Raw genomic sequence first — 13,470 nt, forward strand, 5'->3', positions numbered from 1 at the left:
GCTCCGCCGCCAGGACTCGAACCTAGACCTCACAGCTCCAAAGGCTGTCGTGCTGCCATTACACCACGGCGGACCGCGGCATCCGGAGGGAAGGCCGCCCGTCAAGTCTGCCACGTCCGCCGCTGTGCATCCGGCGATAATGGACGGATGAGCCAGGCGGATGAGGTCGATCGGATCGTCGGGGCGTGGAACGCGCAGCGACCCGACCTCGACTTCTCGCCCCTCGAGGTGCTCTCTCGCATGGATCGACTGACGCGGCTGCTCGACCGGGCCCGTCGCGACGTCTTCCGCCGCAGCGACCTCGAGCCGTGGGAATGGGACGTCCTCTCGGCGCTCCGGCGCGCCGGCGCGCCGTTCCAGCTCTCCCCCAAGCAGCTCCTGCAGCAGACCCTGGTGTCGAGCGGCACCATGACCAACCGCATCGACAGGCTCGTCGGACGCCGGTTCGTGCGCAGGGAGGCCGATCCCGGTGACGGCCGCAGCGTGCTCGTGACGCTCACCGACGACGGGAGGATCAGGGTGGATGCCGCCATCACCCGGCTCGTCGATGTGGAGGCAGACCTCCTGCAGGCGTTGTCGCGCAGCGACCGCGACCGTCTGGCCGGGCTGCTGCGCAAGCTCAGCCTCAGCTTCGACGCCTGACGCTCAGCCCAGCAGTCGGCGGTTCTTCTCGATCACGGCGTCGGACAGCCCTGCGACGATCTGCGCGAGGGACACGGAGCGCAGCGAGGCCCGCCATGCCTCGTGCGCGTCGCGCATGGCGACCGCGAGCGCGCACGGCTCGGTGCAGTCCTCCGGGCGTGCTGCGCCGCGGCCCTGCTGCCGGATCTCGCGGCACACGTACGGGTTCCCGCCTCCGTCGACGGCGACCACGAGGTCGAGCATGCTGATGCGCTGCGGGTCGCGCGCCAGCCGGAACCCGCCGCGCGGTCCCGTGCTCCCGGTGAGGATGCCCGCGCGCACGAGCTTCGCGAGCTGCTTCGAGAGGTACGGCCCCGGCACGCCGAAGTGCTCGGCGAGCTGTGCGGCCGAGACCGTCGCTCCGTCGGGGAGCTGCGCGATCACGGCGGCCGTATGCAGCACCCACTCGGAGGTCTCGGGGAGTTTCACTTGCCCAGTGTATCTGCTCGGCATATTGTGGATACACAATATCCAGAATAAATCGAGCATCACTCGCAGAAGGAGCACACATGCGCATCGCGGTCGCAGGAGGCACGGGACGGATCGGCCGGCTGGTCGTGGCGGAGCTGGAGGGCCAGGGGCACGAAGCCGTGTCGCTCAGCCGCGGAGAAGGCGTCGATCTGCGCACGGGCACCGGCCTGGCGGAGCGCCTGGCGGGCGCTGACGCCGTGATCGACGCGAGCAACCCTCCCGTCGAGGACGTCGCCGACGCCGAGGCGACCTTCACCGCGATCACGCGCACGCTCCTCGACGCCGAGCGTGCTGCCGGCGTCGGCCACCACGTCGCGCTCTCGATCGCGGCGCTCGACGCGGTGCAGGGCAATCCGCACTACTTCGGCAAGCGCGCGCAGGAACGCGCCGTCCGTGCGGGCGATGTGCCGTTCACGATCGTTCGCGCGACGCAGTTCCACGACTTCCCCGCCATGATCGGCGAGTGGACCGTCATCGACGGCGAGTCCGTGGTGCCTCCGCTGCTCCTGCAGCCCATCGCCCCCGCCGACGTCGCCGCCGAACTCGTGGCAGTCGCAGTGGCCTCGCCCCTTCACGGCACGGTGGAGATCGCCGGACCTCGCACGGAGGATGCCGTGGACATGGCTCGGCGGACCTTCGCAGCACGGGGCGTGGACCGCCCGTTGCGCGCCTCATGGCGCGGTGCAGCGCTCGGCGTGGAGTTCGCGGGCGAGGTTCTCCTCCCCTCACACGACGCGCGCCTCACGTCCACCCGGTTCGACGACTGGCTGGCTGCAGGCGCGCGCTGATGCGAGGCGGTGCGGGGCGGCAGCCGTCGCCCCGCACCGGCCGCTCACACCTCGGGAACGACGATCACGACCACCTTGCCCGTGACGCGCCCGGACTCGACGCGCTCCTGCGCCCTCGCGAGCTCGTCCAGACCGAAGCGCGAGTCGAGATGCACGACCACGTCTCCCCCGTCCGCCAGCTCGGCGATGCGGGCGAGCTGCGCGCCGTCGGCCTTCACGAGGATGCGCGACACGGGAGACGCGCCCCATGAGCCGAGCCGCTGCGCGACCTCCTCGGTCAGCCCGGTGATGGTGATCACGGCCGTCCCGTCGACGACGGCCTGCCGAGGCGGCAGCGTGTCGTCGACCGTGATGATGACGGCATCCACCGGCTCCACGGCGGCGAGTGCCTCGTCGTCGCGGTAGTCGACGACCTCGGCCGCGCCCCAGTCCCGCACCAGGTCGTGCTTTGCGGGGCTCGCGGTGGCGACCACCTTGGCGCCGCGCGCGTGCGCGAGCTGGACGGCGAGGTGGCCGACGCCTCCCGCTGCGCCGAGCACCAGCACGCGCTGGCCCTCGCGCACACCAGCGGCCTCCAGCGCCTGCCACGCCGTGAGCGCGGCCAGCGGGGCCGCCCCGGCCTCGGCCGTGCTCCAGGCATCCGGCACCGCGGCGAGGTCGGCATCGGCCACCACCGCATACTCGGCCAGCGTGTGCGCGGCATCCGGGAAGGCGGCGAGCGCGAAGACCCGGTCACCCTCGGCCCAGCGCTGCACACCAGGCCCCACGGCGGCGACGACTCCCGCCACGTCCCAGCCGGGACGATCGGAGTACCGGATGACTCCGAAGTCGTGCGCCGCGGCCCGGATCTTGACGTCGACCGGATTGAGGCCGACCGCTCCGACTTTGACGAGCACTTCGCCCTCTCCCGGTTCTGGGGCGGCGACGTCGTCGAGGGCGATGACCTCGGACGCGGCTCCGGCACCGGAGTACTTCACTGATCGCACGGAAACTCCCTTTCGCTCGTGCTTCGCTCATGCTTCACTCGCGCGGCCGATCCGACCGCGGCTTCCAGCCTGCCGAGAAGCGCTCCCGCCCAGAAGTGTCCCGATGGACAACATGTGTCACGATAGAGCCATGCATAGCGTGGTGATCGTCGCCCTCCCCGGAGTGTTCCCCTACGAGCTCGGCGTGCCCGCCCGGTTCTTCCGAGCCGCGGAGCGCGATGGCGAGCCGCTGTACTCCGTCACGACGTGCACGCTCGACGGCCTCCCCGTCGAGACCAACGCCGACTTCACCGTCACCCCCGCAGCCGACCGCAGCGCGCTCGAGACGGCCGACACCATCATCGTGCCGCCGTGGACGGATGCCGAGACCTCGGGCGACCCGATCGGACTGGCCGCCTACGCCGACCGCCGCATCGTGAGCTTCTGCACCGGCGCGTTCACGATCGCCGCCTCCGGCCTGCTCGACGGCAAGGAGGCCACCACGCACTGGTGCGCGGGCGATGAGTTCGCCCGGCGATTCCCGCGGGTGCGCCTGCGCGCCGACGAGCTCTTCGTCGACACCGGCGGCGTGCTGACGGCCGCCGGAGCGTCGGCCGCCGTCGACGCCACCATGCACCTCATCGCCAAGGATCACGGCGCCGCCGTCGCCGCCACCGTCTCGCGCGTCACGCTCGCGGCACCGCACCGCGGCGGAGGGCAGCGTCAGTTCGTCGCGCGCCCCGCCGTCGCGCCGACGGGCGGCGGCTCGGCCAGCGACATCCAGGCGTGGCTGCTCTCGCGCATCGACGAGCCGTTGTCGCTGGGGGATGTCGCCGGGCACTTCGGCATGAGCGTGCGCACCCTCACGCGCCGCTTCCGCGCCGAGACCGGCCGCACCGTCGGCGACTGGTTCGCAGACGCCCGCGTTGACCGCGCGCGCGAGCTCCTGGAGACCACGGACCTCCTCATCGACGACGTGGCGTCGCGATCCGGATTCGCCACCGCTGCCGCCCTGCGCAAGCACTTCCGCGACCGCCTCGGGCTGGCGCCGCAGCAGTACCGCTCGCGATTCGCCCGCGCCGCGTAGGCTGGTGCGAATGGGCATGGCCTCTCCCCTCCCGGTGCGCGACGGCGTCGGCGCGACGCGACTGCACGTGCCGACCGAGGGACCATGGCCCACCGTCGCCGCCTACATGATCGAGCGCTTCTTCCATCTGGATCCGGAGCGGCTGCTCGTGCGATTCGACAGGGGCGAGATCGTCGCGCGCGACGGGCGCCCGCTCACCCGCCACACCGCACTCGGCGACGAGGAGTTCGTCTGGTACTACCGCGAGCCGCCCGTCGAGCGCGACATCCCCTTCGACGTCGAGGTGCTGCATCAGGACCGCGATCTCGTCGTCGTCGACAAGCCGCATTTCCTTCCCACCACTCCCGGCGGCAAGTTCCTGCAGAACTCCGCTCTCGTGCGGCTGCGGAACCGCCTCGGCATCCCCGAGCTCACCCCGATCCACCGGCTGGACAGGGCGACCGCCGGCCTCCTCATGTTCTCGGCTCGACCCGAGACCCGCGGCGCATACCAGCTGCTGTTCGAGAACCGTGAGGTGCAGAAGGTGTACGAGGCGGTGTCGTCGCGCCCAGCCGACTGGGACCCGACGGCCTTCCCGCTCGTCTACCGCACCCACATCGAGAAGAACCGCGGCGAGGTGTGCGTGCGCGTCGACACCGACCGGGAGCCGAACTCCGAGACGGCGATCGAGGTGCTGTCGGCGGACGATCGGGTCGTCCACACGCTGCTGCGGCCGCACAGCGGCAAGATGCACCAGTTACGGGTGCATCTTGCGGCCCTCGGGCTCGGCATCCTGAACGACGGCTTCTACCCGGTGCTCCGTCCGGAGGTACCGGACGACTTCGCGCGCCCGTTGCAGCTCCTGGCACGAGAGCTGCGCTTCGTCGACCCGCTCAGCGGCCGGCAGCGGATCTTCACCACGCGGCTCGCGCTGCAGGAGGCGCCTAGCGGCGCATGACCTTGCGTGCCAGGCGCGTGCCGAGCAGCTGCACGAGGTGCACGAACACGACGATGAGCACGATCGCCGCCCACATCACGACCGGCTCGAACTGCCGGAAGCCGTAGATCTGCGCGAACGCCCCGAGACCGCCGCCGCCGATGAGGCCCGCCATCGCCGTCATGTCGATGAGCGCGACCACGATGAACGTGTAGCCGAGGATGAGGGGCCCGAGCGACTCCGGGATAGCGACGGTGAAGAGGATGCGCAGCGGACCTGCGCCCATGGCGCGAGCCGCCTCGATCACTCCTGGCGGCACCGACACGAGGTGCTGCTCGACGATGCGGCCGATCGCGAACGACGCCGCGAGGCCGATGATGAACGCGCCGGCCGTGGTGCCGATGCCCACGCCGACGACGACCCTGGCGAGCGGCTGCGCCACCGCCATGAAGATCACGAACGGGATCGGACGGAAGAAGTTCACCACGAGGTTGACGATCGCCGACACGACGGCGTTCTGCAGCAGGCCGCCCGGTCGCGTCACGTAGAGCAGCACTCCGATGACGAGCCCGAGCACGCCGGCGAGCACCAGGGCGAAGGAGGTCATGTACAGCGTCTCGAGGGCCGCCTTCCAGAACTCCGGCCACAGCTCGATGAGCCGATCCATCAGCGCACCTCCTCTTCCGTCAGCTCGGTCACCTCGACGCGTGCCCCGATCGCCTCCAGGGTCTTGTCGATCGTGGCGTCGTCGCCGCGGATGGCGAGGGTGAGGTGCCCGAACGCGCGCCCCCGGATGTCGTTGATGCCGCCGTAGACGAGCTCGAAGTCCAGCCCGGCCGACGCGAGGTCGAGGAAGACCTGCGCCTGCGACGAGTCGCCGTCGCGGAACGAGAACGTCACGAGTCGTCCGCGATGCCGCCGCCGGAGCACGGCTGCTTCGGCGGGCGAGGGGACGCCCTTGATGACGGTGCCGACGAAGCGCTGCGACGCGGGGTTCTGCGGAGCGGAGAACACGTCGAACACGTCGCCCTGCTCGATCACGCGTCCGTTCTCCATGACGGCGACCTTGGTGGCGATGGTCTGGATCACATCCATCTCGTGGGTGATGACGACGATCGTCACCCCCTGTTCGCGGTTCACCCGGCCGAGCAGGTCGAGCACCTCGTGCGTCGTCTGCGGGTCGAGGGCGCTGGTCGCCTCGTCGGCGAGCAGGATGGCCGGTCCCGTCGCCAGAGCGCGGGCGATGCCGACGCGCTGCTTCTGCCCTCCGGAGAGCTGGTCGGGGAAGGCCTTCGCCTTGTCTGCCAGGCCGACGAAGCTGAGCAGCTCGGTCACCCTGCCGTCGATGTCGGCCTTCGACCACCCGGCGAGCTTCAGCGGGTAGGCGATGTTCGCCCTGACGCTCTTCGAGGCGAACAGGTTGAACTGCTGGAAGATCATGCCGATGCCGCCGCGGACCGTGCGCAGCTCGCGCTCGGAGAGGGCGGTCACGTCGACCCCGTCGACCGTGATCGTCCCGCTCGTGGCGGGCTCGAGCGCGTTGATGAGCCGCACGAGCGTGGACTTGCCCGCACCGGAGTACCCGATGATGCCGAAGACGTCGCCCTTCTCGATCGTCAGGGAGACGTCGTCGACCGCGGTCACGGGGTCTCCGCCGGGGGTCGGCGACGGATACGTCTTGGAGACGTTCGTCAGGGTCACGATCGGCATGTACTGCTCCGGTCTTGCTGTCGGGAGACGGAGAATCGGGCGGCGCACGGGGCGCCACCCGATTCTCCCCTATCGACGGATGCTCCGCGGACTCAGCCCTTGTGGGCCTCGGTGTCCTTCTCCACCTTCTTCAAGGAGGCGACGAGGTCGTCGACCGGGGTCTGCAGCGCCACAGCGGTGTCGCCGGACGACTCCTGCAGTCCCTTCTGCACGGCCTCGTTCGTCTGGAAGATCTCGACGAGCTTCTGGTAGGTCGGGTTGTCGGCGTCCTCGGCGCGGGCGGCGAAGATGTTCACGTACGGCAGAGCGTTGGGGTCTTCCGGGTCGTCCTGCGCGATCGCGTCGCTGAACTTCAGGCCCGCGTCCTCGACGAAGTCGTTGTTGATGATCGCCGCGGCCACGTCGGGCAGCGAGGTGGGGATGAGCGCAGCCTCGAGCGCAGTCACCTTGACCTTGGACTTCTCGGTGTCGATATCGGCGAGGTCGGAGAAGATCGTGCCGCCGCTCTTGAGCTCGATGAGACCCGCAGACTGCAGCACGAGGAGGGCGCGTGCCTGGTTCGACGCGTCGTCCGGCACGGCGACGGTCTCGCCCTCGGGGATGCTCTTCACGTCGTCGTACTTCTTCGAGTACAGCCCGAGGGGGTAGATCGCCGTCGAGCCGATCGGCACGAGATCCTTACCGGAGCTGACGTTGTAGTCGGCGAGGTACACGATGTGCTGGAACTGGTTCAGGTCGATCTCTCCCTCGGCGAGCGCCGGGTTCGGCTGCTCGTAGGAGCCGAAGTCGACGAGCTCGACCGAGATGCCCTCGTCGGCCGCGGCCTCGACGAACGGCTCCCACTGTGCGTCGCCCTTGCCGACGACGCCGATCTTCACGGTCTCGTCGCCCTGGGCGTCACCTCCGTCCGATCCGTTCGACCCGGCGGATGCCGTGGCGCAGCCGGAGAGTGCGATGAACAGCGGGACCGCGGCGAGCGCGGCGATGACAGACGTCGTGCGACGGGACATGTGAAAGTTCCTCTCTTGGGGGACGTCTCCACGGTAGGCACGGGGCCTGCTCCTGCTGGAATCGAGTGTCACAGAGCGTCACAGCCCGGAATACCGGGGTGAGTCCGGTCAGTCGAACTCTTCGATCCCCTGCAGGCGCACCTGCTCGAGGTCGAGCCTGGCCACGATCCGCCGCACGACCATGTCGTCGACCGCGCCGGATCGCCGGAGTCCCAGGAGCACCTCGCGCTTGCGGTCGAGCAGCGCGAGCTTCAGACGCGTGTGCTCCTCATGCCGGATGAGCGGCGAGCGCTGCGCGAGGTCGACCGCGGTCGACGTCGCGATGATCTGCAGGGCCCCGTCGGTCCCGGCATCCGTCTCCCCCGCCTCCGCGCTCGCGGTGTCGTAGGGGTCGGGCTCGCCGAGGATGGCGTCGAGAGCATCCGCCTCCGCATCGACCGCCGCCTGTTCACGGGCGAGGGCGCGGGCGTTGGCGAGTTCGAGCATCTGGTACCCCTCGCTGCGCACCCTATCGAGCACCTCCTGCCCGATGCCGTGCTCGACGGCGAGGTCGTCGAGGGCTGCGAGCGCCGCCCCGGAGATCGTGCGCTCTGCGAGCTCGAGCTCCTCGACCTCCGCGGTGTCGGCGGGCAGGCGTGCCCACCGGACGACGGCGGGGAGCAGAGGACCTTGCACGAGCAGGCTCAGCAGGATGACTCCGGCCGTGACGAACACGATCTCCTCCCGGCCCGACGCGCCCACCTCGACGGGAACCGACAGCGCGATGGCGAGCGACACGGCGCCGCGCATGCCGGCGACCGTGGAGACCACACGGGCACGGGCGCGCATGCCGCGCGGCGGACGAGGACCGGGGTACCGCTGGAACGGCACGCTGAGCCACTGGAACAGGTAGCGCACCACGACGAGGGCTGCCCACACGGTGATCGTGACGAGCACCAGCCGCCCGATCGCCGCGACGGAGATCTGGTGCACCACGAACTGCACTTCGAGGCCGATGAGCACGAACGAGACGAGCAGCGTCCCGGTGATCGACAGCGGCGTGACCTGTCCGCCGACCGCGAGGGACACCGCGATGGCGTACAGCACGAGGGCGGTGCCGTCGTTGGTCAGACTCTCGGCCTTGAGCTTCATGAACGACCGCCGCGGCAGCAGGCGACCGAGGGCTGCGACGGCGGTCGCGTCGGGGGGCGCGGCCGCCGCGCCGAGGATCAGGGCGATCTCCCACGGCATCCCCAGCAGCACCCCGACACCGGCGACAGCGAACGCCGATGCAACCACGAGGAGAGTGCTCATCGGGAGGATGTAGCGGAAGTCCCGACGGATCGACCGCAGAGACGTCGTGAGGCTCTCCCAGAACAGCATGACCGGCAGGAAGAGCAGGAGCACCGTCTCCGGCGGCAGCTGCACCTCACGCAGCGCGGGGACGAACCCGAGGATGAGGCCGAAGATCACCAGGACGAGCGGGAGAGCCAGCCGCACCCGCGGTGCGAGCAGGGTGCCCGCCAGGATCGTCAGACCCAGCAGGACGGTGACTTCGAGACCTTGCATGTCAACCTCTCAACAGCGTTGACCGAAGGATATTCCTCGCCTCCGACGTCGCGTCACCCGATCTGCTCAGTCAGCTCGAACCAGCGCAGCTCGAGCTCCTCGATCTCCGCCTCCTGCTCGCCGATGGCCTTCATCTTCTCGCCGAGCCCCGCGTAGTCCGACTGATCGTGATCCGCCAGCGCCTGTTTGGCGGCGTCCACCTGCTGGGTGAGCTTCTGGATGCGTCGCTCCAGCGAGGCGACCTCCTTCTGCGCGGCGCGCAGGGCCGCGCCGTCGAGCGTCGGCGCCGCAGCATCCGCCTTCTTCGACGATGCCGCGGCAGACTCGGCCTCGTGCCGCTCCCTCAGGCGCAGATACTCGTCGACCCCGCCTGGCAGATGCCGCAGGCGGCCGACGCCGTCTGGGCCGGGGAGGATCGCGTACTGCTGGTCGGTGACGCGCTCGAGGAAGTAGCGGTCGTGGCTCACGACGAGGAGGGTGCCCGGCCACGAGTCGAGGAGGTCCTCGATGGCGGCGAGCATGTCGGTGTCCATGTCGTTCGTCGGCTCGTCGAGGATGAGCACGTTGGGCTGCTCGAGGAGCACGAGGAGCAGCTGGAGGCGTCGCTGCTGCCCGCCGGAGAGGTCCTTGACCGGGGTGGAGAGCTGTGCGGACGTGAAGCCGAGCCGCTCCAGCAGCTGGCCGGGGGTCAGTTCCTGCGCCTTCGAGCCGGTGCCGAGCGTGTACGACGTCCGCAGGCGCGACACGACGATGCGCACGGGCTCGTCCCACACCTCTTCGAGCTCGTCCAGTCGCTGCGTGAGGGTCTGCACCTTCACCGTCTTGCCTCGCTTGACCCGGCCCTCCGTCGGCTGGACGGCGCCGGCGATGAGCCCGAGCAGGGTGGACTTGCCCGCGCCGTTCACTCCGAGGATGCCGGTGCGCTCCCCCGGTGCGATGCGCCATTCGACGTCACGCAGCACGGCGCGGTCTCCGTAGGTGACGCCGACGTCGAGGAGGTCGACGACGTCCTTGCCGAGCCGGGAGACGGCCAGGGACTGCAGCGAGATCTTGTCCCGGATCTCGGGGACATCGGCGATGAGTTCATTCGCGGCCTCGATGCGGAACTTGGGCTTGCTCGTGCGGGCGGGAGCGCCGCGACGAAGCCATGCGAGCTCCTTGCGGGCGAGGTTCTGCCGCTTGGCCTCGGTGGCCGCGGCCATCCGGTCGCGCTCCACGCGCTGGAGGATGTATGCGGCGTACCCGCCTTCGAAGGGCTCGACGATGCGGTCGTGCACCTCCCACGTCTCCGTGCACACCTCGTCGAGGAACCAGCGGTCGTGCGTCACGACGAGGAGTGCGCCGGCGTTCGCTGCCCAGCGCTTCTTGAGGTGCGCGGCCAGCCAGGTGATGGCCTCGACGTCGAGGTGGTTGGTCGGCTCGTCCAGGGCGATGACGTCCCAGTCGCCGGCGAGCAGCTTCGCGAGCGACACCCGGCGGCGCTGCCCTCCGCTGAGCGATCCGATCTCGGCATCCCAGGGAAGGTCTCCCAGCAGGCCGTGGATGACGTCGCGGACGCGCGCGTCGCCCGCCCACTCGTGCTCCGGCGTATCGCCGACGACCGCTCGGCCGATCGTGAGCTCGTCTGCGAGGGTGTCGGCCTGGTCGAGCACGCCGATGCGGGTGCCCCCGCGGACTGTCACGCGGCCGGAGTCCGGCTCCTTGGTTCCGGCGAGCATCCCCAGCAGGCTCGACTTGCCGTCGCCGTTGCGGCCGACGATGCCGATGCGGTTGCCCTCCTCGATGCCGAGGGTGACGGAGTCGAAGACGACGCGGGTCGGGTATTCGAGGTGGAGCGCTTCGGCGCCGAGAAGATGTGCCATGTCGCTCTCCAGGGTAGTCGCGCGGGCGGTGCCGGCCGCCTCAGCCGCCCTGCGGCTCCGGCCCGAACATCTCGGGCACGGATGCCGTGAACTCGTCGAAGTGGCTGTACCAGACCGAGTGCTCCGCGCCGTCGATGCTCCGCACCGCGACGCCGCGCGCCGCGAGAGCCGCCGCGTCGTCGTCGCTCACCCACCGGCTCGGTGCGGCGCGGACGAGAATCGAGCCGGGCGCGATGCTCCAGGCCTGATCGGGGCCGCAGGAGACGGATGCCGCGGTCTCCGGGTCGAACCGCTGTGCGGCTCTGGCCTCGGCCGCGGCGTCGCTCGCGGAGTAGAACGGCCGAAGCTCGCGCAGCCGAGCGGCCGAGGAGCGCTGCTCGCGATCGCGCTGATACTGCGCGATGAGCGTGTCCCTCTCGTGACCGCCCGCGATCGCGAACCCGGCATCCACGTACACCGCGAGCTGCGGTTCGAGGGCCGGCGCCGCGGCGGCGAGGACGGTGGCGCCGAAGGAGTGGCCGATTGCATGGATATCGGCATCCGGTGCGACACGGCGCACGGTCTCGACGACGGATGCCGCGGCCCCGTCCACCGTGAGCCACGGGTCGCGTGGTGAGAGGCCGTGCCCTGGCAGGTCGATGGCCAGCACACGATAACCGCGAGCGACGAGGGACGGGACGACCCGGTGCCAGCTCTCGGCCGATCCCATCATGCCGTGAGGAGCACTGCGACGCGGGAGCGCCGGGTGCTGGGTCGCGCGCCTCCTTCGAGCGCGGATCCCGACCCGGAGCCGGATCCGCTGCCGCCGCGATGGGGCGGTTCGACGGCTCCGGCCGGCCGGGTGTCGATGACGTGGAGCAGCATCCGGACAGTCAATCACGGCGGTGCTCTCAGGCGGAGGGTTCCTCTCCGCGCTCCCGCGCGGACTGCGCGACCCGCGGGATTCGGTGGCCCGTGGAGAGCAGCCTGCGATGTCGGTGGCCAGTGGTTCGATGAGGGTATGGACGCACTGCTCGACGCGACGGATTCCCAGATGGCCAGGCTGGCCGATCTGATCGCCGGAGTGGAGGCCGCCGAGGCGACGATCAGCGCGATGATGGCCGCTCGCGATGGTCTGCTCGCGCTCCTCGAGCGCGTTGCCGTCGAGATCGCCGCTCAGGGCGACCATCCTGATCGCGGCGACATGACGATCCGTGCCGTGGCGGCCGAACTCGGGCAGAGGCTGCGCGTGAGCGACCGCACGGTCGAACGGCGGATGGGGCAGGCATCGTGCCTCGTCGATGCGTTCCCGGCGGTCTGGCAGGCGCAGGGGGCAGGTCGCATCTCCTTCGCGCACGCTCGGGTCATCGTCGAGGCTGGAGCGCATCTCGAGGATGCATCCGAACGGGCAGCGTATGCCGATGCAGTGATTCCGCTCGCCGAGGCGGAGTCGCCGAACCGGCTTCGCGCTTTGGCCAAGCGCATCGCGGAGACCTTCCGTGATCGCTCCGTCGATGAGAGGCACCGCGACGCTCGCCGCAGTCGGCGGGTATGGATGACCGACGGCGACGATGCGATGGCCGGTCTCCACCTTCACGCTCCCGCCGTGCTGGTGCACGCCATGTTCGACCGGTTGTCGCAGATGGCCCACAGTCTGCGGGCGGAGAATCAGCGTGCCCGCCGACCGGGCGCCGAGACGTCCGAGGGTATGCGCGACTCCGACACCCGATCCGCGGACGAGTTGCGGGCGGACCTTCTCTCCGAACTCGTGCTCACCGGTGTGCCCTCCGCTCATGAGACGCCCGACAGCCTTCTGTCGGGCATCCGTGGGCGTGTCGAAGTGTCCGTGCCCGTTCTGACGCTCATCGAACGCGAGCACGACGCGCTGACCCCGAAGACCAGCGCAGTGCACGCGAGCCAGACGCGCGAGCACCGAGTCGGCCGTCGGATGCCGCCGGCGATGCTCGACGGCGGGGTGCCGATCGACACTGCGACCGCACGGGTCCTCGCGGGATCGGTCAGCGGTTGGGATCGCGTGCTGACCCATCCCATCACGGCAGCTGTGCTGGCCGTGGATCGTTATCGTCCTCCGAAGAGCCTCCGGCGTCACCTGCGTGCGCGAGATCAGCGATGCCGGTTCCCCACCTGCGGGCTGCCGGCGCGAAAGAGCGACCTCGATCACACCGAGGCGGCAGCGGCCGGCGGTGCGACCAGCGAGCAGAATCTCGGTGTGCTCTGCCGTCGCCATCACATGCTCAAGCATCATTCGCCCTGGCACGTGACGCGACGGCTCGATGGGACGTTCGAGTGGACCAGCCCGCTCGGCCGTACCTACGTCGACCGCCCACCGACGCCGCATACGGTCGTGTTCGAGCCGGCCGACGCTCAGATCCCCGCTGCTGAGAAATTGCTCGCCTCCGCTCGGGCGCCGTTCTGAGATCGCCGGGGCTGTG

13 protein-coding genes and 1 tRNA gene are annotated in these 13,470 nt (G+C 70.0%); 5 read left to right on the forward strand and 9 right to left on the reverse strand.

The features are described 5' to 3' along the window. Nucleotide 1 precedes the first annotated feature (1 nt). Nucleotides 2–73: transfer RNA gene (locus tag AB663_RS15875), tRNA-Gln, on the reverse strand. 74 nt (nt 74–147) lie between these two features. Here AB663_RS15875 and AB663_RS15880 point away from each other — a divergent pair. After that, nucleotides 148–642 (forward strand): MarR family winged helix-turn-helix transcriptional regulator, encoded by a 495-nt coding sequence (locus AB663_RS15880; protein WP_067201428.1) that lies wholly within the window; start codon nt 148–150, stop codon nt 640–642. A 3-nt stretch (nt 643–645) separates the two neighbouring features. On the opposite strand, the gene AB663_RS15885 is transcribed toward AB663_RS15880, so the two are convergent. Then, nucleotides 646–1,110, reverse strand: a complete 465-nt coding sequence (locus AB663_RS15885) for an RrF2 family transcriptional regulator (protein WP_067201432.1) — start codon at nt 1,108–1,110, stop codon at nt 646–648. A gap of 80 nt (nt 1,111–1,190) precedes the next feature. On the opposite strand from AB663_RS15885, the gene AB663_RS15890 reads away from it, so the two are divergent. Further along, a complete protein-coding gene (locus AB663_RS15890) occupies nt 1,191–1,940 on the forward strand; it encodes an SDR family oxidoreductase (protein ID WP_067201435.1) in 750 nt (249 codons plus the stop codon). Nucleotides 1,941–1,984: 44 nt separating this feature from the next. Here the strand turns inward: AB663_RS15890 and AB663_RS15895 are convergent, their stop codons facing one another. Next, a complete protein-coding gene (locus AB663_RS15895) occupies nt 1,985–2,926 on the reverse strand; it encodes an NADP-dependent oxidoreductase (RefSeq protein ID WP_083511286.1) in 942 nt (313 codons plus the stop codon). 130 nt (nt 2,927–3,056) lie between these two features. Here AB663_RS15895 and AB663_RS15900 point away from each other — a divergent pair, with 130 nt between their 5' ends. Beyond that, the gene (locus AB663_RS15900; protein ID WP_083511287.1) at nt 3,057–3,992 is read left to right on the forward strand and encodes a GlxA family transcriptional regulator; all 936 of its coding nucleotides are present in this window, start codon (nt 3,057–3,059) and stop codon (nt 3,990–3,992) included. Nucleotides 3,993–4,008: 16 nt separating this feature from the next. Beyond that, nucleotides 4,009–4,929, forward strand: a complete 921-nt coding sequence (locus tag AB663_RS15905; protein ID WP_198147889.1) for a pseudouridine synthase — start codon at nt 4,009–4,011, stop codon at nt 4,927–4,929. Here AB663_RS15905 and AB663_RS15910 read toward each other — a convergent pair. The 6 genes from AB663_RS15910 to AB663_RS15935 all read right to left on the reverse strand — a co-directional run bounded on the left by AB663_RS15910 (nt 4,916) and on the right by AB663_RS15935 (nt 11,750). Continuing rightward, entirely contained in the window at nt 4,916–5,575 is a 660-nt protein-coding gene (locus AB663_RS15910; protein ID WP_067201444.1) for a methionine ABC transporter permease, read from the reverse strand. The two genes, AB663_RS15905 and AB663_RS15910, sit on opposite strands and share 14 nt — an antisense overlap. Next, nucleotides 5,575–6,618, reverse strand: a complete 1,044-nt coding sequence (locus AB663_RS15915; protein WP_067201447.1) for a methionine ABC transporter ATP-binding protein — start codon at nt 6,616–6,618, stop codon at nt 5,575–5,577. Before AB663_RS15915 ends, AB663_RS15910 begins: the two co-directional genes overlap by 1 nt. Nucleotides 6,619–6,710: 92 nt before the next feature. Further along, entirely contained in the window at nt 6,711–7,628 is a 918-nt protein-coding gene (locus AB663_RS15920; RefSeq protein WP_067201450.1) for a MetQ/NlpA family ABC transporter substrate-binding protein, read from the reverse strand. A gap of 108 nt (nt 7,629–7,736) precedes the next feature. Then, nucleotides 7,737–9,176, reverse strand: a complete 1,440-nt coding sequence (locus AB663_RS15925; RefSeq protein ID WP_067201452.1) for a cation:proton antiporter domain-containing protein — start codon at nt 9,174–9,176, stop codon at nt 7,737–7,739. Between the two features lie 53 nt (nt 9,177–9,229). After that, nucleotides 9,230–11,038, reverse strand: a complete 1,809-nt coding sequence (locus AB663_RS15930) for an ABC-F family ATP-binding cassette domain-containing protein (RefSeq protein WP_067201456.1) — start codon at nt 11,036–11,038, stop codon at nt 9,230–9,232. Nucleotides 11,039–11,078: 40 nt separating this feature from the next. Further along, complete coding sequence (locus AB663_RS15935) at nt 11,079–11,750, reverse strand: alpha/beta hydrolase (RefSeq protein ID WP_083511288.1); 672 nt, start codon at nt 11,748–11,750, stop codon at nt 11,079–11,081. A 288-nt stretch (nt 11,751–12,038) separates the two neighbouring features. Between AB663_RS15935 and AB663_RS15940 the strand changes: the two genes are divergently transcribed. Then, nucleotides 12,039–13,454: an HNH endonuclease signature motif containing protein gene (locus tag AB663_RS15940; RefSeq protein WP_067201463.1), complete on the forward strand. Its 1,416-nt coding sequence runs from the start codon at nt 12,039–12,041 to the stop codon at nt 13,452–13,454. Nucleotides 13,455–13,470 lie beyond the last annotated feature (16 nt).

It is taken from the genome of Microbacterium sp. XT11 (assembly GCF_001513675.1).
Classification (GTDB): domain Bacteria; phylum Actinomycetota; class Actinomycetes; order Actinomycetales; family Microbacteriaceae; genus Microbacterium.

Coding starts and splice junctions, on each gene's coding strand:
- AB663_RS15880 (WP_067201428.1), top strand. CDS start 148: ATGAGCCAGGCGGATGAGGTCGATCGGATCGTCGGGGCGTGGAACGCG.
- AB663_RS15890 (WP_067201435.1), top strand. CDS start 1,191: ATGCGCATCGCGGTCGCAGGAGGCACGGGACGGATCGGCCGGCTGGTC.
- AB663_RS15900 (WP_083511287.1), top strand. CDS start 3,057: ATGCATAGCGTGGTGATCGTCGCCCTCCCCGGAGTGTTCCCCTACGAG.
- AB663_RS15905 (WP_198147889.1), top strand. CDS start 4,009: ATGGCCTCTCCCCTCCCGGTGCGCGACGGCGTCGGCGCGACGCGACTG.
- AB663_RS15910 (WP_067201444.1), bottom strand. CDS start 5,575: ATGGATCGGCTCATCGAGCTGTGGCCGGAGTTCTGGAAGGCGGCCCTC.
- AB663_RS15915 (WP_067201447.1), bottom strand. CDS start 6,618: ATGCCGATCGTGACCCTGACGAACGTCTCCAAGACGTATCCGTCGCCG.
- AB663_RS15920 (WP_067201450.1), bottom strand. CDS start 7,628: ATGTCCCGTCGCACGACGTCTGTCATCGCCGCGCTCGCCGCGGTCCCG.
- AB663_RS15925 (WP_067201452.1), bottom strand. CDS start 9,176: ATGCAAGGTCTCGAAGTCACCGTCCTGCTGGGTCTGACGATCCTGGCG.
- AB663_RS15930 (WP_067201456.1), bottom strand. CDS start 11,038: ATGGCACATCTTCTCGGCGCCGAAGCGCTCCACCTCGAATACCCGACC.
- AB663_RS15935 (WP_083511288.1), bottom strand. CDS start 11,750: ATGATGGGATCGGCCGAGAGCTGGCACCGGGTCGTCCCGTCCCTCGTC.
- AB663_RS15940 (WP_067201463.1), top strand. CDS start 12,039: ATGGACGCACTGCTCGACGCGACGGATTCCCAGATGGCCAGGCTGGCC.